Consider the following 19822-nt stretch of genomic DNA (forward strand, 5'->3'; position numbering starts at 1 on the left):
CACACTGTGCCGGTCTGTTTCCTTCCATTGCAAAGAGCATGTCTGTTGAGGAGCACAAAGATGCAACAACGACGACTGGGCCGGGATGGTCCGTTGGTATCCGCTCTGGGGCTGGGCTGCATGGGCATGAGTGATTTCTATGGGGACCGGGATGACCGGGAATCCATTGCCACCTTGCACGCGGCCTTGGAGAAGGACGTTACCCTGATCGATACCGCCGACATGTATGGACCGCACACCAATGAAGAACTGGTGGGGCGTGCCATCGCCGGCAAGCGCGATCAGGCGTTCCTGGCCACCAAATTCGGCATTGTCCGCGATCCCTCGGATCCGCACGCCCGTGGTATCAATGGCGCCCCGGACTATGTGCGCAAATCGGTGGAAGGCAGTCTGCGCCGCTTGGGCGTGGACACCATCGATCTGTACTACCAGCACCGGGTGGATCCGCAAGTGCCGATCGAGGACACCGTCGGCGCCATGGCCGATCTGGTGCGGGAAGGGAAGGTCCGCTACCTCGGATTGAGCGAGGCGGCGCCGGATACCCTGCGCCGGGCGCAGGCGGTGCATCCCATCAGTGCCTTACAGAGTGAATACTCTCTGTGGACACGGGATCCGGAAGACGGGGTGTTGGACACCTGTCGTGAACTGGGCATCAGCTTTGTCGCCTACAGTCCGCTGGGGCGGGGTTTTCTCACCGGCGCGATCCGCTCGCCGGAGGATTTCGAGGAAGGCGATTTTCGCCGCCACAATCCGCGTTTCCAGGGCGAGAATTTCCAGCGCAATCTGGACCTGGTGGATCAGGTGCATGCCCTGGCCGAACAGAAACAGGTACTGCCATCGCAGCTGGCGCTGGCCTGGGTGCTGGCTCGGGGCGAGGATGTGATCGCCCTGTTCGGCACCAAGCGCCGCCGTTATTTGCAGGAGAATCTGGCGGCGCTGGAGGTGCGGCTGAGCGACGATGAACTGGCGCGGCTGGATGCGATCTTTCCCCGCCACGGCGCCGCCGGCGAACGCTATGGCGAGGAAGGCATGCGTACCGTGGGAAACTAGCCGGGCACGGCGGTTCCAATGGGCTGCCCGCTGGCCAGCCGGCGCTCATCCAGCAACCAGTCGCGGAAGTCGGTGACGATGGTCCGGGGGGAGGCGCGCTCCGGGCTGACGATGAAATAATGGAATCGGCAGGGCAGCGCCACTTCGCTCAGCCGCCGCAGGGTGCCGGCGGCCAGTTCCGTCTCCACCAGCTCCGGGCAGACCAGCCAGGCGCCCTGGCCGGTGAGGGTGGCCTCCAGAGCCAGCAAGCCGTTGCCGAAGTGGTGCTCGCGAGCGTCGGCGGGAAAAGACTCGCCGGCCGCTTCACACCATTCGCGCCAGCCGAACCGCTCGTTGGAACGGCCGGCGGTATTGTCGGTGAGCAGGGCGCCGTTATCGAGCACCTCGGTGATGGTGTTCCGCCCGGTTCCGGGAGCGGCTACCGGCACCAGCGCCACTGCCAACAGTGGTGAGCTGTTCATCTCCGGGTATTGGCCATAACCAAAGCGGATCGTCAGATCAATACCGGCGCGGGAGAAGGCGGCAGCGGTGACCGGTCCGCCGGGAGCGGTGTCCACGGAATGCAGACTGGCCTGCAGACGCACTTCCGCCTCCGGATGGCGGGCGTAGAAACGATGCAGGCGTGGCACCAGCCATTTGGTGGCGAACAACGGCTCGGCGCACACCGTGATGACGTCCTTGGCTTCGCCCTGGCTGCGCAGTTCATCGACGGCATCGACCAGCGCGGCGAAGCCGTCCTGTAACCGGGGCAGGATGCTCAGCGCCGCCGCCGTCGGCGTGACCCGGCGATGGTGGCGAATGAACAGCGCCACCCCGAGTTGTTCCTCGAGGGCTTTGATCTGATGACTCACTGCCGCCGGGGTCACGCTCAATTCCTTGGCGGCGGCGGCGAAGCTGCGGGTGCGCGCCGCCACCTCGAAATAGGCCAGTGCCACCAGCGGTGGCAGGCGCCGCATGAAGCCGGCGGGCAAGGAGGGCCGGGAGTGCTCGTTCATCCGCTTAGCGCTGCCATTGGCTTAGTATTGCCATTGTGCCGCCCGCTTGTTGAGGAAGGCGTCGATACCTTCGGCGGCGTCCGCTTCCATCATGTTCCGCGCCATCACTTCTCCGGCAAAACGATAGGCCTCGTCCAGGGGCAGCTGCCGTTGCCGGTAGAACATGGCCTTGCCATGGCGGATTGCCGCCGGGCTTTTCTCCATGATCGAAGTGGCCAGGGCGGTCACCGCGCCGTCCAGTTCCGCTTCCGGCACGGCGTGATTGATCAAGCCCCAGTCGGCGGCGGTGGCGGCGTTGATGAAGCGCGCGGTCACCAGCATTTCGAAGGCGCGCTTGGCCGAGACATTGCGGGACAACGCCACCGAAGGCGTGGAACAGAACAACCCGGCGTTGATGCCGGAGACGGCGAAGCGGGCGCTGTCCGTGGCCACCGCCAGATCACAACTGGCCACCAACTGACAGCCGGCGGCGGTGGCCACCCCTTGAATGACCGCGATCACCGGTACCGGTACCGCCAGCAGGCTTTGCATCACACCGCTGCAGGTGGCGAACAGCTGCCGGTAATAATCCTCCTCGCCCAGATGAGAGTGCATCTGACGCAGATCGTGGCCGGCACAGAACGCCTTGCCCGCCGCCCGCAACACCACGCAGCGCAGGGTCTCGTCGTCGGCCAGGGCGTCCAGCTCGGTTTTCAGCGCCGCCAGCATCTCCTCGGACAGGGCGTTGTAGTGGCGGGGCCGGTTCAGAGTCAGAGTGACCAGGCCATCCTGGTCTTCTCGCAGTATCAGCGGGGCATTGAGATCGGCTTGCACGCTCATCACGATTCTCCTTGTTTTGCGTTATCCGCTCAGGCCGCCGCGGACTGGGTACGCAGGCGCACCTTGGTCTTCAGCGAATTGCCGATGAAGCAATTACGGTGAGCGCCGGCATGCAGGCGTTGCAGCTCGGCCGGTTCCGGTGTCTGGCCGTCGGCGAACTCGATGGTGGGTCGCAGTTCCACCCGGGTCACCGCCAGCCGGCCTTCCTCGTTCTTTTCCAGAAAGCCCACCGGTGTGTCCTTGTAGCGCTCCACCCGGTAGCCCTTGACGTCGGCGATGGCCAGGAAGAACAGCATGTAGCAACTGGACACCGAGGTCACCAGCAGTTGCTCCGGGTCGGCGCAGTGGGCGTCCCCGTGGTAATCCACCGCGGCGGAGACTTGCACGGTCTGGCCACCGTTGAGGGTGGCCAGATGGTTACGGGAGTAGCTTCCGCTGCCGTCCGGGTGGTCGGCACGGGTCCAGGCAATGGCGGCGTGATGTTCTGACATCGGCTCTGCTCCCTTTTGAAAATGGACTGGCTTCTGAAAACGGGCTGGGGCGCCCTCGGTGAGCAGTACCATTGCATCAGCTCTGCTTAATGAAAAGCGATGTTTTCTAGGGAATTGGCTTAGACAGGCTAATGCAAGAAGGAAATCGGCGCCGTCCGATAAGGAGGCGGCGCCGTGGGTCAGTCTTGCTGATTAAAGGCCCGCCAGGTGTCCACGGCCTTACGTGTCACCACCGGGCCGGCAACCTGGGTCAGTGCGCGGCGCAGGGTGGGGCTGGCGGCAATCGCCACGCCGGCGGTGAAGGCGCCGATCATCAGCAGGCCGCTATTGCGGCGCGCCCACTCCAGGGTCTGATCGCCCACCAGGGGACGCAGACCGGACTCCAGGACGCTTTCCGTCGGGCTCGGCGCCGGTGGCGGGGCTTCGTCCCGGGCTGGATCGGGCCGATTGGCACGAACCAGGCCGTAGCCGAGGGCGGCGGCCACCACCAGCAGACCGGCGCCGCTGATCAGCGCGGCCAGAGCCGCGCCCAATGGCGGCGTCAGTGCGATCCAGGCCGCCGCCGTCAGGCTCAGCAATGCCGCCAGGCTGATCAGCATGATCAGCCAGATCATCGCATTAAGACTGAACAGCCCGGCCAGCATGCCGCGCAGTTTCACGCTCAACGGCCGAGCAGTTTGCCGAGCACCAGGCCCACGCCGAACGCCGTGAGCACGCTGGTAAAAGGGCGGGCCTTGATCTCCTCCCCCAGATGCTCGGCTTGCCGGGAGGCGCTTTGGCGGGCGCCTTCGAAGGTTTCCCGGGCGCTGTTGAGATGCTCCTGGGCGCGTTCCTGAGTGGAATGCTTGACCGCGTCGGCCAGGGCCTTGAAGTCCCGGCGCAACTGCTCAAGGTCTTTTTTCAGGGCCTCGGTTTCCGCTGACTGGTTCATGACGCCTCCTTGGTATAGAGCTGCGTTCTGATATGAACAACGAAACTTCAGCATATAGAGTGCATGGCCATGGCGCCTAGTGGGCAGGCCGTTAAAAATGCAAAACCATGGGGTTTCTTGATCCGGCTCACGAGCGGGCCGGGAATGGTGGGTCGTGAGCCGCTGCCTCACCGTTTCCCTCAAACCGAACTACGAAGCCGCTGTAGGAGCTTGCCTGCAAGCGAATGAGGGTTCGCTCAGGCGTTGAGCAACATTCGCCTGCAGGCAAGCTCCCACAGCGGCTTCGCAGCCATATTACTGCGCCAGCTTGCGAATCACTTCATCGGTGAATTCCGTGGTGCTGCTGCGCCCACCCAGATCGGGGGTGACTTTGTCCCCTTCACCGACCACCGTGCGCAGAGCATTGCGCAGGCGCTCGGCCTCGCTGTTGAGATCCAGGTAGTCGAGCATCATGGCCGCGCCGAGCATCAGGGCGGTGGGGTTGGCGACCCCTTTGCCGGCGATGTCCGGCGCGCTGCCGTGCACGGCTTCAAAGATGCCCTTGTCTTCCCCGACGTTGGCGCCCGGTGCCAGTCCGAGGCCGCCCACCAGGCCGGCGCAGAGGTCGGAAAGAATGTCACCGAACAGGTTGGTGGTGACGATGACATCGAAACGGTGGGGATTCATCACCAGTTGCATGGCGCAGTTGTCGACGATCATTTCCTCGTGCTCGATGTCGTCGTATTCCTTGGCCACGCTGCGTGCCACATCCAGGAACAGCCCGGAGGTGGATTTCATGATGTTGGCTTTGTGCACCACGGTGACTTTCTTGCGGCCCAGCCGGCGCGCGGCTTCATAGGCGAAGCGGATCAGGCGCTTGGATTCCTTGCGGGTGATCACGCTGCGCAGCTCCGCCCGTTCGCCGTCTTCGCTGACCATTTGGCCTTCACCGGAGTAGATGCCTTCGATGTTTTCGCGGACGGTGAGGATATCAACGTTATCGTAGCGGGAACGGACACCGGGGACGGAGAGGGCGGGGCGGACGTTGGCGAACAGGTCGAAGTATTTGCGCAGGGTGACGTTGACCGAGCGGAAGCCCTTGCCGACCGGGGTGGTGATCGGCCCTTTCAGTGCCACCGGATTCTTGCCGATCATGTCGAGGGTTTCCTGGGGGACCAGGTCGAGGCCCTTGTCCAGGGCGGTTTGCCCGGCGATGGCGTAGTCATAGGCCAGGCCGCAGTCCAGAGCATCCAGGACTCGAACGGTGGCATCGACGATGTCCGGGCCGATGCCGTCGCCCGGGATGATGGTCACGCGTGTTTCCGCCATGGTTTCCTCTCCTTCTGGTCTTTTGGAATGCAGAAAAATTATGGTGGGTCCGTCGCCACGTTGTGGGTGGGGGGACCGTCGCGGCCGGACACCGGGGTGGGTATCCGTCCGTAGCTGTCCGGGCCGGTAAGCGGGAAGCCGAATTTGCGCCCTATATGGGGGCGGATCCGTTCTGATTCAAGCAGGCCCGCCCGGGTCCCGGCAAGCGGACGGCCTCTTGTATTCAAGTTCCGTGCCGTGACGAAACCGTGTCAGCGTGGGCCACGGTGCATAAGGCGCGCACTTTAATGGGGCAATGGATGGGTGGCCCGGCGGGAGTGCACCGTGCTGGTTCGGAATGAAGACGTGAAACAGGAAGACGGGGCGGGCGCGGCCGCCCCTGGAGATGGATGGTGTCAGGCGGGGGCGCCGACGCCCTCACCGGTCAGCAGGCTCTGTACGTGGGCGCGCGGCGGCGCGCCGAACATACGGCTGTATTCGCGGCTGAACTGGGACGGGCTTTCATAACCCACCCGATAGCTGGCGGTGGCCGCTTCCAGACCCTCGCTGAGCATCAGGCGTCGGGCCTCATGCAGGCGCAGTTTCTTCTGGAATTGCAGCGGCGACATGCGCGTCACCTGTTTGAAGCTGTGGAACAGGGACGATTCGCTCATGTTGACCTGATCCGCCAGATCACGAACCCGCAGCGGCTGGGTATAGCGATCCTTGAGCAGGGCGATGACCTTGGAAACCCGGTGGGACTGGCTGTCGGCGGCGGCGAACTTGCGCATGCGCGCGCCCATTTCGCCGATCAGCGCGCGATACAGGATCTCGCGCCGGATCAGCGGTGCCATGATCGGCGTGTCGGCGGGCTTGTCCAGCAGTTCCACCAGACGGGTGGTGGCGTCCAGCATGGCGGTGTCGATGGGCGCCATGCACAGCCCGCAGTTGATCTCCGGGCACTGATCCTCATCGTTCAATGTCTCGCCCAGTTCGAACACCAGATCCGCCACTTCCTGGGAATCCACGTCCAGGCGAATGGACAGAAACGGCTCGCCGGGGCTGGCCACGTTGACTTGCCCCAGTACCGGCAGATGGACCGATGACACCAGGTAGCTCAAGGGGCCATAGACGATTTCGCGGTCGCCAAGCCAGATCGTCTTGCTGCCCTGGACGATGACGCACAGACAGGGCTCGTAGATAGCCGAGGTGCATTGCGTGGGTGTGTTGGCCCGGCCCAGATGCAGGCCCGACAGTGTGGATTCTTCCATACCATCCTCAGGAGCATGCCGCAGGACGGTTCGGGTTAACCGGGAACGGAGTTGTTCGAGTTCGACGTCCTGCCCGGATGCTGAAAGGGAAAGGGAGTGATGCGCCACGATAGTGCCCTCCGTGTGTTTGTCGGCAGTATACGCACTGCCCGTGACAGGGTAAGCGCGGCTCCTGGAATGCTGCAGGATCGTGCAATGACTGTGGAGTAACAAGCAATTTCAGGCAAGCCGGAGGGGTTGTCATGGTGATCCGCGACAATCCGCAATCTGGCCTGATCCGGCTGAAAGTGGTGCGTGCATCAAATTGAATTGATGTCGGTTTTATGACGCAGCAATATGGTGCAAAGCCTTTTGTTTCAACACTATTGCCCTTGTTCCGGATGGGGGCTTTGGTGGCGTGATGTTGTTGGCACTTGCCGGATAGTGGATCTCCAATCCGGATGGGGCTTTGGCGGGGGCGGCTGCCTGATTCTGTATTGTTCACAGGATCAGGCAATTATCCCGCAGTAAACGGATACCGCCGACTGGTGGTTGCCCGCTATTGTGTCCGTCGTGGAAGGGACCCGCCGCCAGTTGGCGGGGCGGGTCCGTCAGGTGGCAAGCGGGGGCCCCGGTCCACATCGCTGTCGAATAGGCGGTGCCTATATCGACCATCGGTAAACCCATCAAGAAATGCCGTTGACCTCAATATTGGTTGAGGAATTAACGTTCGCGGCCTGGGGTGAGAGTGAGTCCGACACCCATGGTGTCGATCATCTTGTCTTTCTTGATGGTGCCCCGTTATTGACTGACGGTCAGTCAGTTTTTAGAGTTTTGCAAATGGGAACTATTTTCAATTGAAGGCAGGCGTATTGCCTGCAAGGCCCGAACAGCAGGAGCGAGCGCAACATGGATTCAATCAATACCCAGTACGCCAGCGGGGGAGAGCTGATCATCGGGCTCGCCCTCATGCTGATGGTGGCCGTTGGCCTGGCCGGCTGCGATGCCCGTGGCGAGCAGGAGCAGGCGCAGATGCCGCCGCCGGCGGTCAAGGTGGCGAAGGTGCTGGACGACCCGGTGACACTGTGGGATGACTTCACCGGCCGGGTGGCGGCACCGGAAACCGTGGACCTGCGTCCCCGCGTCAGCGGTTACATCGACAAGGTGAGCTTCGAGGAAGGGGAACTGGTGGAACAAGGCGATGTGTTGTTCGTCATTGACCAGCGCCCTTACCGCGCCCGTGAACGGGCCGCCGCCGCCGACCTGGCCCAGGCCCGCAGCCAGTATCAACTGGCCAAGAGTGAGGCCTCCCGGGCGGAACGGCTGGTGGCCAGCCGCGCCATCTCCCGCGAGGAATACGACCGCCGGGCGTCGGCGATGGTGTCAGCGCGTGCGGCCATGAACGCGGCCGAAGCAGCGCTGGAAACCGCCCGTCTTGATCTGGAGTACACCGAGGTGCGTTCTCCAATCACTGGCCGTGCCGGCCGCGCCATGGTCACTCGCGGCAACCTGGCTAACGCCGATCAGACCCTGCTGACCACACTGGTGTCGGTGGATCCGGTTTATGTGTATTTCGAGAGCGACAGCGATTCCTACGTGCGCGGCCGTGAGCTGCTGGGCAGCAGCGAGGGCACCGAAGTGCGTATCGGGTTGAGCGGTGAAAACGGCTACCCGCATCGGGGCAAGGTGGACTTCATCGATAACCGTCTCAACGCCAGCACCGGCACGTTGCAGTTCCGCGCCGTGGTACCGAACCCGGATGGTCGCTTCAAGCCGGGGCAATTCGCCCGGGTGGAACTGCCCGCCGAACGTCTCGACACGGCGCTGCTGATCGACAGCAAGGCGCTGCTTACCGATCAGAACCGCCGTTATGTCTACGTGGTGGACGATGAGAACAAGGCCTCCCGCCGTAACGTCGACGCCGGCCGTACCGTGGATGGCCTGGTGGTGATCCGCGACGGGTTGAAGCCCGGCGAGCGGGTCATCGTCAACGGTGTGCAGAAAGTGTTCATGTCCGGTATGCCGGTGGCGCCGACGCTGGTGGAGATGCGCGCGGCGGCCACCAAGGAACCGGAAGTGGCGGCGACGCCCTGATCGACTGACACCGACATAACCCAAGTCCATGGATCGAGCGCGCTCTCCGGGGCGCGCCAAGAGGGTACTCTTGTCATGAATTTTTCTCGTTTCTTCGTCGACCGCCCGATCTTTGCCGCGGTGCTGTCGATCATCATCCTCGCGGTCGGCGCCATCTCGATCCCGATGCTGCCGATCAGCGAGTACCCGGAAGTGGTGCCGCCCTCGGTGGTGGTGCGCACGGTTTACCCCGGCGCCAACCCCAAGGTGATCGCCGAAACCGTGGCCACGCCCCTGGAGGAGTCCATCAACGGCGTTGAGGATATGATGTACCTCAAGTCGGTGGCCGGCTCCGACGGTGTGCTGCAAATGACCGTCACCTTCCGCCCCGGCACCGACGCCGATGACGCCACGGTAAGGGTGCAGAACCGGGTCAGCCAGGCGCTGGCACGGTTGCCCGAGGACGTGCGCCGCCAGGGCGTGACCACCCAGAAACAATCGCCCACCTTTTTGATGGTGGTGCATCTGACCTCGCCGGACGGCCGCTACGACACGCTCTACCTGCGTAACTATGTGCGCCTGCATGTGAAGGATGTACTGGCCCGGATCCAGGGCGTCGGTGATGCGCAAATCTTCGGCGGCGGTGACTACGCCATGCGCGCCTGGCTGGACCCGGACAAGATTGCCTCGCGGGGCATGACCGCCAGTGATGTGGTGGGCGCCATTCGTGAACAGAACGTTCAGGTTTCCGCCGGCCAGCTCGGCGCCGAGCCGATGCCCAACAGTGATTTCCTCACCCTGATCAATGCCCAGGGCCGGCTGCGTACGGTGCAGGAGTTTGGTGACATCGTATTGAAAAGCGGTGAGCAGGGCGAAATTGTCCGGCTTTCCGATGTCGCCCGTCTGGAACTGGGCGCCGGTGACTACACCCTGCGCTCACAACTGGATGGCAAGGACGCGGTGGCGGTGGGTATCTTTCAGGCGCCCGGCGCCAATGCCCTGGAAATCCGTGATTCGGTGATCGCCGCCATGGACGAATTGTCCACCCGTTTTCCGGAAGGGGTGAAGTACGAAGCGGTGTACGACACCACTATTTTCGTGCGCGACTCCATTCATTCCGTGGTGAAAACCCTGCTTGAAGCGGTGCTGCTGGTGGTGCTGGTGGTGACGCTGTTCCTGCAGACCTGGCGTGCCTCGATCATTCCGTTGCTGGCGGTGCCGGTATCGGTAATCGGTACCTTCTCGGTCTTGCTGTTACTCGGTTATTCCATCAACTCGTTGACGCTGTTCGGGTTGGTGCTCGCCATCGGGATCGTGGTGGACGACGCCATCGTGGTGGTGGAAAACGTGGAACGGAACATCGAGGAGGGGCTCACTCCGGTGGCCGCCGCCCACCAGGCGATGAAGGAAGTGTCCGGCCCGATCGTCGCCATCGGTCTGGTATTGTGCGCCGTGTTCATTCCCATGGCGTTTCTGTCCGGGGTCACCGGTCAGTTCTATCGCCAGTTCGCGGTGACCATCGCCATTTCCACCGTCATCTCCACGATCAATTCGCTGACGCTGTCACCGGCATTGGCGGCCAGACTGCTGCGCTCCCATGATGCGCCGAAGGACCGCCTCACTCGCATCATCGACGGGCTGTTCGGCTGGCTGTTCCGTCCGTTCAACCGTTTCTTCAACAGCAGTTCCGAGAAGTATCAGGGTGCGGTAAAGCGGTCATTGAGCCGTCGCTCGGTGGTGTTCATGGTCTATCTGGTGTTGCTGGTCAGCACCGGTTTGATGTTCAAGGTGGTGCCGCCGGGGTTCATCCCGACACAGGACAAGCAGTATCTGATCGCCGGCGTGAAATTGCCCGAAGGCGCTTCCCTGGAGCGCACCGACAAGCTGCTCAAGACGGTGACGGACATCGCCATGGAGGCGGACGGCGTGGCGCACTCGATTTCGTTCCCGGGACTCAATGCGCTGCAGTTCACCAACACCTCCAACACCGGTCTGGTATTCCTGCCGCTGGAGCCGTTCGATCAGCGTGAGCGCAGCGCGGAAGAGATCAACGCCGAGATCAACGCCAAGATTTCCGCGTTGAGCGAGGGCTTCGCGTTCTCCTTCATGCCGCCGCCCATTCTCGGGCTGGGCAACGGTGCCGGTTACCAGATGTTCATCGAGGACCGGGGTGGCTTGGGGTATGGCGCTTTGCAGGAGGCGGTCAGTGCTTTCCAGGGCGCCATCTCGCAGACACCGGGGATGACCTTCCCGATCACCAGTTATCAGGCCAACGTGCCGCAGCTGGACGCGGTGGTCGACCGCACCAAAGCGAAAGCCCAGGGCGTGCCGATGACGGAGCTGTTCGACACTCTGCAGACCTATCTGGGCTCCACCTACGTGAACGACTTCAACCGCTTCGGACGCACCTGGCAGGTGATCGCCCAGGCCGACGCGCCGTTCCGTGACAGTGTCGAGGACATCGCCAATCTGCGGACCCGCAATGAGCAGGGCGAAATGGTGCCGATCGGTTCCATGGTGGATATCCGGCAAACCTTCGGACCGGATCCGGTATTGCGCTACAACGGCTACCCCGCCGCCGACCTGGCCGGCGAAGCCGATCCAAGGGTGATGTCGTCCGCCCAGGCCATGGACAAGCTGACGGAACTGGCGGACCAGGTTCTGCCCAACGGCATGAGCTTCGAATGGACCGACCTGAGTTTCCAGCAGTATACCCAGGGCAACGCGGCGCTGGTGGTCTTCCCGCTGGCCATTCTGTTGGTGTTCCTGGTGCTGGCGGCGCTGTACGAAAGCTGGATACTGCCGTTGGCGGTAATCCTGATCGTGCCGATGTGTATGCTCTCCGCGCTGATCGGTGTGTGGTTCGGCGGCGGCGACAACAACATCTTCGTACAGGTAGGACTGGTGGTTCTGATTGGTCTGGCCTGTAAGAACGCCATCCTCATCGTGGAGTTCGCCCGTGAGCTGGAACTGCAGGGCATGGAGACCGTGAAGGCCGCTCTGGAAGCCTGCCGCCTGCGTCTGCGTCCGATCATCATGACCTCGATCACCTTTACCGCCGCCGTGGTGCCGCTGGTACTCGGTCATGGCGCCGGCGCGGAAGTGCGCCAGGCACTGGGGATCGCCGTGTTCGCCGGCATGATCGGTGTCACCTTGTTCGGACTGTTCCTGACGCCGGTGTTCTATGTCGGCCTGCGCAAACTCGCCGGTCCCCTCAAGCACTCCCACGCGTCCACCATGGACGGCGAAGCCCACGGTCTTTCAGGAGAAAGCCATGCATAAGTACGCCCTGAGTCTTGTGCCACTGATGGTGGCCCTGGCCGGTTGCGCGGTGGGGCCGGACTATCAGGAGCCGGAGGCGCCGTTGCCGGAGCGCTTCGTTGGCGCCGACCAGGTGCGGCCGTTCGATGAAAACGCTGAACGCCGTTTCTGGTCCGGCTTCGACGATCCGTTGCTGGCGGACCTGATTGATCAGGCACTCAACGCCAACCACGATCTGCGCGCCGCGCTGGCGCGCTACCAGAGAGCGGAAGCGCTGCTGCGCGGTGCCCGCCGGGAGCAACTGCCGAGCGTCACCGTCAATGGCAGTGCCGCCGAGCAACACCTGGCGGAAGTGGAGCGCAATGCTCCGGGCGGCGCGGAGCGGGTGGAGCTCTATCAGGCCGGCGTTGCCGCCGGCTGGGAGCTGGACCTGTTCGGGCGTTTGCGGCGCGCCACCCAGGCGCAAGCGGCGGAACTGGATGCCGCGGAAGCGGACCTGGGAGCGCTGCAGGTGGCCATGGCCGGTCGCATCGCCAACAGCTACTTCCAACTGCGTGGCCTGCAACAACAGATGCAGGTCGCCCGCCGCAATGTGGAAAATCAGCAGCAGGCGCTGGACATCGTTCAGGCTCGCATGGAAGACGGCAGTGCCACGCGCTTGGATGAGGCCCGTGCCCGGGCACAACTGGACGCGGTGCGGGCCACGGTGCCGCAACTGCAAACCGCGATTCGGACTTACATGTACCGCATCGCGGTGCTGACCGGGCGCACCCCGGACAGTCTGGTGACCACCCTGGCCGAGCCCGGTGACCTGCCGGCGCAAGTGCCGGATCTGGCCACCGGTACGCCGTCTGGTGTGTTGCGCCGGCGCCCGGATATCCGCGCCGCCGAGCGTCGCGTGGCCGCCGCCACCGCCCGCATCGGCGTGGCCACCGCCGACCTGTTTCCGCGTTTCACGCTGGAAGGGCTGATCGGCAGCGTCGCCTCCCGTGACGGTGACCTGTTCAGCGGTCCGGCGGAAAGCCGGCGCATTGCCCTGGGGGTGGACTGGACCTTCCTCGATTTTGGCAAGGTCCACTCCCGCATTGATGCCGCCGATGCCGAGACTCAGGCCGTCATCGCCGAGTACCAGCAAACCGTGCTCACGGCGCTGGAAGAAACGGAAACCCAACTGGTGCGTCACCAGCGGGCCCGTGAACGCACCGAGCTGTTGCGCCACGCCACCGACGCCGCGCAACAGGCCGCCGAACTGGCGCGCCTGCGTTACCGGGAAGGCTTCATCGGTTTCTTCGAGGTGCTGGACAGTGAACGGGAACTGATGGACACCCGCGACGCCTTCATCCGCAGCCGCACCGAAGTGACCCTGGCGATGGTGGATCTGTACCGCGCCCTGGCCGGCGCACCAGTGACACCGGAGCAGGATCCGGCAAGGCGAAGCGCGGCGCGCTAAGTAACGGTCGGGTCCGCTTGCCAGAAGGGGGCACGGCTACGAAGCCACTGTAGGAGCCAGCCCTGCTGGCGAATGAAGCGGCCCTCAACGGTGGAAGAATTCGCCAGCAAGGCTAGCTCCTACAACCGCTTCAAGGATGGTTTGATAATCGTAAGACAGCAGTGTCCATAAAGACGGAAAAATACCCGCTTGCAGAATCAAGCAAGGTTCATGGAGCCCTGGGTATTAGCAATACCGCTTCCGACGGCGACAATGGACACACATAAAGGACACAACGCGATAGGAGGAACCGACATGTTCGATACCCATGCTTTGCAGCGCTCGATACGGACCACCAATCCGGCGATCCAACATTTTCTGGCGCTCACCGCCTGCTATCTGCGTACTCCGCTGGTGTTGTGATTCTCACTCGCCAGCGGGATCCCATATAACTTTCTGCCAACAGGCCCTTTAGCGGTCTCTCGTTAAATCGGCGGTGCTGGTCCACCGCTCCGATTTCTTACCCCCAAAAGGTCAGGGACGACCTTCTTTTTTTCTCCCTGTTTCGTTTGATGGCGATTTGCCATCGGATTCCCTATCATCGGCGCGCCCTGCCTTGAAGGATTCTCCGATGATCGTTCGTGACCGTCCCAATCCCATTGCGTTATTGATCGCCCTGCGTGGCTCGGTGGTGCCGGATATCCTGCCGCACATCCTGCTGGTGGCGTTGTTTGCCTCGGCAATGACCCTGGTGAGCCAGTACCACGTATTGGATGTCAGCCACTACACGGTGATGCCGGTGACCTTGCTGGGGATCGTGCTGTCTATCCTGCTCAGTTTCCGCAATAACGCCGCCTATGACCGTTGGTGGGAAGCGCGCAAACAGTGGGGCCAGATGGTGTATGAGATCCGCAGCCTGGCCAGGGCCAGTGGCACCTTACTTAGTAATAAAGAGCTTGGTAATGAAAAGTTGGGTAACGAAAAGTTGGGTAACGAAGAGTTGGGGAATGACGAGCCGCGCCGTCGGGAACTGCTGGGGTTGGTTCTGGCGTATGCCCATGCTCTGCGTGGGCAACTGCGTGGGGAAGACGTGCGCGAGGACCTGTTAAAAGTGCAGACTCCGGCGGTGGTGGATCAGGCCCTGGCCCATCGCAACGGTGCCGACTGGTTTTTGCGCCGGGCCGGTGAGTGGGTGGGGGAGCGCTATCGGGAAGGACATCTGGACAGCATCGGCGTGAGCCTGCTGGATCAGCGCTTGACCGCTTTGGCCAGTGTGCAGGCCGCCAGTGAGCGCATCGCGCAGACGCCGTTGCCGTTTGCCTACGCCCTGCTGGCCCATCGCACCGCCTACATTTACTGTTATTTGCTGCCGTTCGTGCTGATCGGCTCCCTGGGCTGGGGCACGCCTTTGTTCGTGGCGGTGGTGGCCTACACCTTCTTTGGACTGGACCGCCTGGCGGAACATCTGGAAATGCCCTTTGGCCGCGAAGCCAACGATCTGCCGTTGGACACCATCTGCCGGACCAATGAAATCTCCGTGGCGGAAGCCCTGGGCGACCCGGCGCCAGCGCCACTGCCGGTGGTGAACCATCAGTTGCAGTAAATCGGGAGCGGCGGCTTGCCCGTCGGTGCCCGCTGGCTCAACATGACAACTCCTCGCTGTGGAGACGGTTGATGCAAGACGCCTACTTCTATGAGCCCGCCAAGGGCCACGGTTTGCCCCATGATCCGTTCAATGCGCTGGTGGCACCGCGCCCGATTGGCTGGATCGGCTCCCGCAGCAGCGAGGGTGTGCTCAATCTCGCGCCCTACAGTTTCTTCAATGCGTTCAATTACCACCCGCCGATCATCGGCTTCTCCAGCATTACTTATAAGGACAGTGTGCGGAATATCGAAGCCACCGGGGAGTTCACCTGGAATCTGGCCACCCGTGCGCTGGCGGAAGCGATGAATCAAAGCTGCAAGGCAGTCCCGCCGGAAGTGAATGAATTTGAACTGGCGGGGCTGACGGCGGAGCCGTCGCGGCGGGTATCGGTGCCGAGAGTGGCGGAAACGCCGGTCTCCTTTGAGTGCAAGCTCAGCCAGATTCTGCGTCTGAACACCGCCGCCGGAGAAGCGGTGGACACCTGGGTGGTGTTCGGGGAAGTGGTGGGCGTGCATATCGCCGCTCATTTACTCAAGGACGGCATCTACGATACCGCCGCCGCCGAGCCGATTCTGCGCGCCGGCGGTCCGGCCGGTTATTTCTCCGTGGATCCCTCCCAGTATTTCGAGATGTACCGGCCCCGCTGATCGGCGGGGCTTCCTTCACTCCGCTTTTTCCTGGCGCTTGGCGACCTGGTGTGTGTCCTCGGTCAACCCGATCTGCCAATAGCCACTGGCGTACAAGCGGCGCCGGTCCACCCGCCGCTCCTGGACCAGATAGCGGCGAATGGCGCGCACCGCGCCGCTTTCCCCCGCTACCCACACCGCCGGCGAGCCTGTCAGCCAGGGCAGGGACATGACCTTGTCCACCAGCCCCAGGGCGGGCTGCTCCGGGTCGGGGTTGACTCGCCAGTGCACTTCCAGGCCGGTGGGGAAAGGCAATGGCTGCTGATCCGCGGGGGAGAGAATGTCCAGTACCGCGTAGCCCTGGGCACCGGCCGGCAGACGTTCGATATTGGCGCTGATCGCCGGTAACGCCGACATGTCACCGGCGAACAGGAACCAGGCGGCGTCGAAATCGACGAACTTCGGCGCCCCCGGTCCGGCAAACCCGATGCGATCCCCGGGGCGGGCATGGGCCGCCCAGTGGGACGCGGGGCCATGGTCGGCGTGCATCATGAAGTCGACGAAAATCTCACCTCGGGTCTTATCGAAGTGACGCAACGTATAGGTGCGTACCACCGGTCGGTGCTCCGGCGGCGTGTCGCCGTAGGGCGGCAGCGCAATGTCGGTTTGTCCCTCGCGGGGAATCAGCAATTTGAAATTGGCGCTTTCATGATTCTCGGGAAAGTCACTGAGATCGCCGCCGCCCAGAACCACCCGTTTCATGTTGGGTGTGAGGTTCTCGGTGCGCAGGACTTCCAGAATCCGGGGAGCGGGCCTTGGCATGGTCTGTCTCTCCACTGGATGTGGGTTGTGGTGTCGAGCTATTTGGTGGACAATATCAACCATATTCCCGGTAATTGACAAAGTCAACAGTGGTGTCAAAAGAAGCCGATATCCGTAATGCGATCTGGCAACTGGCGTTTCAGTTCAAGGTCAGCAGTAAAAAAGCCATCCGCCAGTACGGCTTGCCTCTGAATGGCATGCATGTGCGCATCCTGCACATGATCGACGCCACCCCGGCGTGCACCGCCAACCGGATCGTGTTGGCTTCCGGGCGCGACAAGGCGCAGATCACCCGCCTGTTGAAAGAGTTGGAAAGTATGTCGCTGATCCAGCGCACACCGAACCCCGATGACAAGCGCAGTCAGATTGTCTCTCTGAGTGAGAAAGGCGAGGCTTTGATGGCCCGTGCCCGGGAAGCGGAACAGGATGTGGTGACGCGATTATTGAAGGGAATGAAGAAAGACGAGATCGATACCTTTGTCGGTCTCGCCGGGCGCATGCTGGACAATCTGCGCGAGGAATAGAAAGGAGATCTCTCTCCCATCCCTTCATAGGGGCTTGGTAGCGGCGGGAAAGACTCCCTTGCTCGTCGGTTACCTCGAAGCTGATCGGCGTAACGCCTTTGCGGGACCCTGTCGAACAGGGACGTTCGACCGGGAGCCTACAGGGACGTATTCACGGCGTTCCCGCAAAGGCGTTACGCCGATCAGCGTCTCCGATAGAGAGGAATCCCGTTCCCCTCTAGACCGAAGCCCCGTCACACGACCCGCGGTGGCGCATCGCCGTGCTGGATCCCGTATTTGCGAATCAGCGCTTCGCGTTTGTCCGGATCGAAGTTGATATTGCGGGCGTCGTAGCCGGCGTGTTCCAACAGACGCTTGTCCATGAGCCGGTACCACAGCGGCGGAATATAGCTCACCAGGAACATACCGAAGTAGCCGTTGGGCAGGCTGGGCACGTCGTCGAAATGACGCAGGCTCTGGTAGCGGCGGGTCGGATGGGCGTGATGATCGGAATGCCGCTGCAGATGAAAGGTGGCCCAATTGGAGAACATGTGGTTGCTGTTCCAGCTGTGATACGGCTGGGTGCGCTCGTAACGGCCGGTCTTGGTTTTATGCCGCAGCAGGCCGTAGTGCTCGATATAGTTGGCGGAAGTCAACTGGAAAGCGCCCCAGAAAGCGGTGCCGAGAATGTACGGCAGAATGCCGATGCCGAACAGCGCCAGCACGGTGCCCCAGGCAATGGCCGTGATGATCGCCGGCTGAATGATTTCGTTGTCCAGGGACCACACCGATTTGCCCCGTGATTCCAGGCGCTCCTGCTCCAGCTTCCAGGCCCGGCGGGCGGCACCGGGGATCTCCCGCAGTACGAATTTCCAGATGCTTTCGCCCATGCGCGAGGATGCCGGGTCCTCCGGCGTGGCCACGTCCCGGTGGTGGCCCTTGTTGTGCTCAATGAAAAAGTGGCCGTAGGCGCAGGGCGCCAGCACGAACTTGGCCAGCCAGCGTTCGCCCTTGCCTTTCTTGTGGCCCAATTCATGGCCCAGGTTGATGCCGACGCCGCAGGTGCCACCGAGAAGCAGGATCATCGCCAGCAGACCGTGCCAGGGTAGGTCCTGGGTACCGACGAACCAGGCGCCGAAAAACCAGGCGCCCCAGATCACCGGCACCAGGGCGTAGGTGACCCAGCGGTAATAGGGATCCTCTTCCAGTTGCGGCACCACCTCTTCTGGCGGATTGCTCTGGTCCTCGCCGATCAACATGTCCAGTACCGGCACTGTCAGGTAATAGAACACCAGCGGGATCCACAGCATCAGCGCATTGCCGTTGGCCAAGTATAGCAGGGGCCCGATGAACACAATGGCGGGCACGAAGATGGAAGAAACCCACAAATGGCGTTTGCGATCCCGATAGACCACGCCGGACGGGCCGGTGAACTCACCTGCCTTGCTCATACCGCAATCCTCTTTTTGTTATCCGATCACCGGATGGTGCGCCCAAGCCGGTTTGTGCGGCACCGCCAGGAGTGGCAGAAAATCGTCATAAAGTGACAAGTGACCGGGCACACCAGCAGGGTAAGCTGGGATTCATCCGCTCAGGGCGGCAAGGGAGAAACCAATGAGCATCCAGATGGCCGCCCGGCTCAGGCCGGCGATTCATCCGACTTACCCGAGATTGTTGTGCGCCCATTTGCACTCCAGGGGCTTCGATAACGCCACCATCTTCGAGGGCACCCGGTTGCATTGGGAGCAGCTTCTGGGCGAGCACCGCTACCTGAGTCTGGAGCAGATGTCCCGCCTGATCCGCCGCTCCATCGAACTCACCGGCGAGCCCTGGCTGGGGCTGGACATCGGTGGTGTCACCTCGGTGTCCGCCCACGGGCCGTTGGGCTTCGCGGTGGTCTCGGCGGCGGATCTGGGGGCGGTGCTGCGGGTGCTCTCCCGCTTCGTCGGCGTGCGCTTCCAGCCGGTAACGGTGCATTTGCGCGAGGAGCCGGAGCGGGTGGTGCTGACCATGGAGGAAGAAGAGGACCTGGAAGAGGTTCGGGAATACGTCAACGGCGCGGTGCTCGCCACCTTCTTCCATCTGATCGACACCGTGACCTCCCGGCGCCTGAGGGACCTGGTGGTGTCCATGCCGACCCCGGAGCCGGAATGGGCGGAGGTCTACACCGAAAAATTGGGCTGCCCGGTTCGCTTCGGGACTTCGGCGTTGACCATCGAAGTGCCCGCCGCGCTGCTGGCCACCCCCTGCCTGACTTCGGATCCCGGTCTGCACCGCACCGCGCTGCGGGATTGTGAACACCAACTGAGGCAACTTCAGAGCGGGGGGCCGCTGAGTCAGCGCATCGGCGTGCAGCTGCTCGAATGTGAGGGGCACTATCCGAGCCTGGATGAGATGGCCGCGCGCCACGCCATGTCCCGCCGCACCCTGATCCGTAAACTGAAAGAGGAAGGCTCCAGCTATCAGGAACTGCTGGATGAGGTGCGCCGGGAATTGGCCGCCTGGTATCTGCTGGAAACCACGCAACCGGTGGAGCGTATCGCCGAGAAACTGGGGTACCAGGACCCGTCCAATTTCAGCCGCACCTTTCAGCGCTGGTTCGGCACCACGCCATTGCGGATGCGCAAAGGGGGGTGAGTC

17 protein-coding genes are annotated in these 19822 nt (G+C 62.6%); 8 read left to right on the forward strand and 9 right to left on the reverse strand.

Going from position 1 to position 19822, the window contains the following annotated elements; all coding sequences use genetic code 11:
• Positions 1-60: 60 nt before the first annotated feature.
• On the forward strand, positions 61-1050 hold the full coding sequence (locus B5T_RS03455; RefSeq protein ID WP_014993070.1) for an aldo/keto reductase: 990 nt from the start codon (positions 61-63) through the stop codon (positions 1048-1050).
• On the opposite strand, the gene B5T_RS03460 is transcribed toward B5T_RS03455, so the two are convergent.
• The 7 genes from B5T_RS03460 to B5T_RS03490 form a co-directional block, all read right to left on the reverse strand.
• Complete coding sequence (locus tag B5T_RS03460) at positions 1047-2045, reverse strand: LysR family transcriptional regulator (RefSeq protein WP_014993071.1); 999 nt, start codon at positions 2043-2045, stop codon at positions 1047-1049. The two genes, B5T_RS03455 and B5T_RS03460, sit on opposite strands and share 4 nt — an antisense overlap.
• Positions 2046-2066: 21 nt before the next feature.
• Positions 2067-2864 carry an enoyl-CoA hydratase gene (locus B5T_RS03465; protein WP_014993072.1) on the reverse strand — a complete coding sequence of 266 codons (798 nt, stop codon included), beginning with the start codon at positions 2862-2864 and terminating at the stop codon, positions 2067-2069.
• 29 nt (positions 2865-2893) lie between these two features.
• Entirely contained in the window at positions 2894-3355 is a 462-nt protein-coding gene (locus B5T_RS03470; RefSeq protein ID WP_014993073.1) for an OsmC family protein, read from the reverse strand.
• A 179-nt stretch (positions 3356-3534) separates the two neighbouring features.
• The gene (locus B5T_RS03475) at positions 3535-4020 is read right to left on the reverse strand and encodes a hypothetical protein (RefSeq protein ID WP_148279195.1); all 486 of its coding nucleotides are present in this window, start codon (positions 4018-4020) and stop codon (positions 3535-3537) included.
• Positions 4017-4286, reverse strand: coding sequence for a DUF883 family protein (locus tag B5T_RS03480; protein WP_014993075.1), 270 nt, complete (start codon positions 4284-4286; stop codon positions 4017-4019). Before B5T_RS03480 ends, B5T_RS03475 begins: the two co-directional genes overlap by 4 nt.
• Positions 4287-4580: 294 nt before the next feature.
• Complete coding sequence (locus tag B5T_RS03485) at positions 4581-5594, reverse strand: isocitrate dehydrogenase (protein ID WP_014993076.1); 1014 nt, start codon at positions 5592-5594, stop codon at positions 4581-4583.
• A 395-nt stretch (positions 5595-5989) separates the two neighbouring features.
• Positions 5990-6844, reverse strand: a complete 855-nt coding sequence (locus B5T_RS03490; protein WP_014993077.1) for an AraC family transcriptional regulator — start codon at positions 6842-6844, stop codon at positions 5990-5992.
• A 948-nt stretch (positions 6845-7792) separates the two neighbouring features.
• On the opposite strand from B5T_RS03490, the gene B5T_RS03495 reads away from it, so the two are divergent.
• The 5 genes from B5T_RS03495 to B5T_RS03515 all read left to right on the forward strand — a co-directional run bounded on the left by B5T_RS03495 (position 7793) and on the right by B5T_RS03515 (position 15878).
• The gene (locus B5T_RS03495; protein ID WP_373287311.1) at positions 7793-8917 is read left to right on the forward strand and encodes an efflux RND transporter periplasmic adaptor subunit; all 1125 of its coding nucleotides are present in this window, start codon (positions 7793-7795) and stop codon (positions 8915-8917) included.
• 75 nt (positions 8918-8992) lie between these two features.
• Positions 8993-12178 (forward strand): efflux RND transporter permease subunit, encoded by a 3186-nt coding sequence (locus B5T_RS03500; RefSeq protein WP_014993079.1) that lies wholly within the window; start codon positions 8993-8995, stop codon positions 12176-12178.
• On the forward strand, positions 12171-13607 hold the full coding sequence (locus tag B5T_RS03505; RefSeq protein WP_014993080.1) for an efflux transporter outer membrane subunit: 1437 nt from the start codon (positions 12171-12173) through the stop codon (positions 13605-13607). The genes B5T_RS03500 and B5T_RS03505 overlap by 8 nt, the downstream gene beginning before the upstream one ends.
• A 610-nt stretch (positions 13608-14217) precedes the next feature.
• The gene (locus B5T_RS03510) at positions 14218-15189 is read left to right on the forward strand and encodes a bestrophin family protein (protein WP_014993082.1); all 972 of its coding nucleotides are present in this window, start codon (positions 14218-14220) and stop codon (positions 15187-15189) included.
• A 71-nt stretch (positions 15190-15260) separates the two neighbouring features.
• Complete coding sequence (locus B5T_RS03515; RefSeq protein WP_014993083.1) at positions 15261-15878, forward strand: flavin reductase family protein; 618 nt, start codon at positions 15261-15263, stop codon at positions 15876-15878.
• A gap of 15 nt (positions 15879-15893) precedes the next feature.
• On the opposite strand, the gene B5T_RS03520 is transcribed toward B5T_RS03515, so the two are convergent.
• The gene (locus B5T_RS03520; RefSeq protein WP_014993084.1) at positions 15894-16679 is read right to left on the reverse strand and encodes a siderophore-interacting protein; all 786 of its coding nucleotides are present in this window, start codon (positions 16677-16679) and stop codon (positions 15894-15896) included.
• A 92-nt stretch (positions 16680-16771) separates the two neighbouring features.
• On the opposite strand from B5T_RS03520, the gene B5T_RS03525 reads away from it, so the two are divergent.
• A complete protein-coding gene (locus B5T_RS03525; protein ID WP_148279196.1) occupies positions 16772-17203 on the forward strand; it encodes a MarR family winged helix-turn-helix transcriptional regulator in 432 nt (143 codons plus the stop codon).
• Between the two features lie 233 nt (positions 17204-17436).
• Here the strand turns inward: B5T_RS03525 and B5T_RS03530 are convergent, their stop codons facing one another.
• Positions 17437-18633: an alkane 1-monooxygenase gene (locus B5T_RS03530; protein WP_014993086.1), complete on the reverse strand. Its 1197-nt coding sequence runs from the start codon at positions 18631-18633 to the stop codon at positions 17437-17439.
• 163 nt (positions 18634-18796) lie between these two features.
• Between B5T_RS03530 and B5T_RS03535 the strand changes: the two genes are divergently transcribed.
• On the forward strand, positions 18797-19819 hold the full coding sequence (locus tag B5T_RS03535) for an AraC family transcriptional regulator (protein WP_014993087.1): 1023 nt from the start codon (positions 18797-18799) through the stop codon (positions 19817-19819).
• Positions 19820-19822 lie beyond the last annotated feature (3 nt).

The sequence above is a fragment of the Alloalcanivorax dieselolei B5 genome (genome assembly GCF_000300005.1).
Classification (GTDB): domain Bacteria; phylum Pseudomonadota; class Gammaproteobacteria; order Pseudomonadales; family Alcanivoracaceae; genus Alloalcanivorax; species Alloalcanivorax dieselolei.

Excerpts from the sequence above, each read along its gene's own strand:
- B5T_RS03455 (WP_014993070.1), top strand. The coding sequence starts at position 61 with ATGCAACAACGACGACTGGGCCGGGATGGTCCGTTGGTATCCGCTCTG.
- B5T_RS03460 (WP_014993071.1), bottom strand. The coding sequence starts at position 2,045 with ATGAACGAGCACTCCCGGCCCTCCTTGCCCGCCGGCTTCATGCGGCGC.
- B5T_RS03465 (WP_014993072.1), bottom strand. The coding sequence starts at position 2,864 with ATGAGCGTGCAAGCCGATCTCAATGCCCCGCTGATACTGCGAGAAGAC.
- B5T_RS03470 (WP_014993073.1), bottom strand. The coding sequence starts at position 3,355 with ATGTCAGAACATCACGCCGCCATTGCCTGGACCCGTGCCGACCACCCG.
- B5T_RS03480 (WP_014993075.1), bottom strand. The coding sequence starts at position 4,286 with ATGAACCAGTCAGCGGAAACCGAGGCCCTGAAAAAAGACCTTGAGCAG.
- B5T_RS03485 (WP_014993076.1), bottom strand. The coding sequence starts at position 5,594 with ATGGCGGAAACACGCGTGACCATCATCCCGGGCGACGGCATCGGCCCG.
- B5T_RS03490 (WP_014993077.1), bottom strand. The coding sequence starts at position 6,844 with ATGGAAGAATCCACACTGTCGGGCCTGCATCTGGGCCGGGCCAACACA.
- B5T_RS03495 (WP_373287311.1), top strand. The coding sequence starts at position 7,793 with ATGCTGATGGTGGCCGTTGGCCTGGCCGGCTGCGATGCCCGTGGCGAG.
- B5T_RS03500 (WP_014993079.1), top strand. The coding sequence starts at position 8,993 with ATGAATTTTTCTCGTTTCTTCGTCGACCGCCCGATCTTTGCCGCGGTG.
- B5T_RS03505 (WP_014993080.1), top strand. The coding sequence starts at position 12,171 with ATGCATAAGTACGCCCTGAGTCTTGTGCCACTGATGGTGGCCCTGGCC.
- B5T_RS03510 (WP_014993082.1), top strand. The coding sequence starts at position 14,218 with ATGATCGTTCGTGACCGTCCCAATCCCATTGCGTTATTGATCGCCCTG.
- B5T_RS03515 (WP_014993083.1), top strand. The coding sequence starts at position 15,261 with ATGCAAGACGCCTACTTCTATGAGCCCGCCAAGGGCCACGGTTTGCCC.
- B5T_RS03520 (WP_014993084.1), bottom strand. The coding sequence starts at position 16,679 with ATGCCAAGGCCCGCTCCCCGGATTCTGGAAGTCCTGCGCACCGAGAAC.
- B5T_RS03530 (WP_014993086.1), bottom strand. The coding sequence starts at position 18,633 with ATGAGCAAGGCAGGTGAGTTCACCGGCCCGTCCGGCGTGGTCTATCGG.
- B5T_RS03535 (WP_014993087.1), top strand. The coding sequence starts at position 18,797 with ATGAGCATCCAGATGGCCGCCCGGCTCAGGCCGGCGATTCATCCGACT.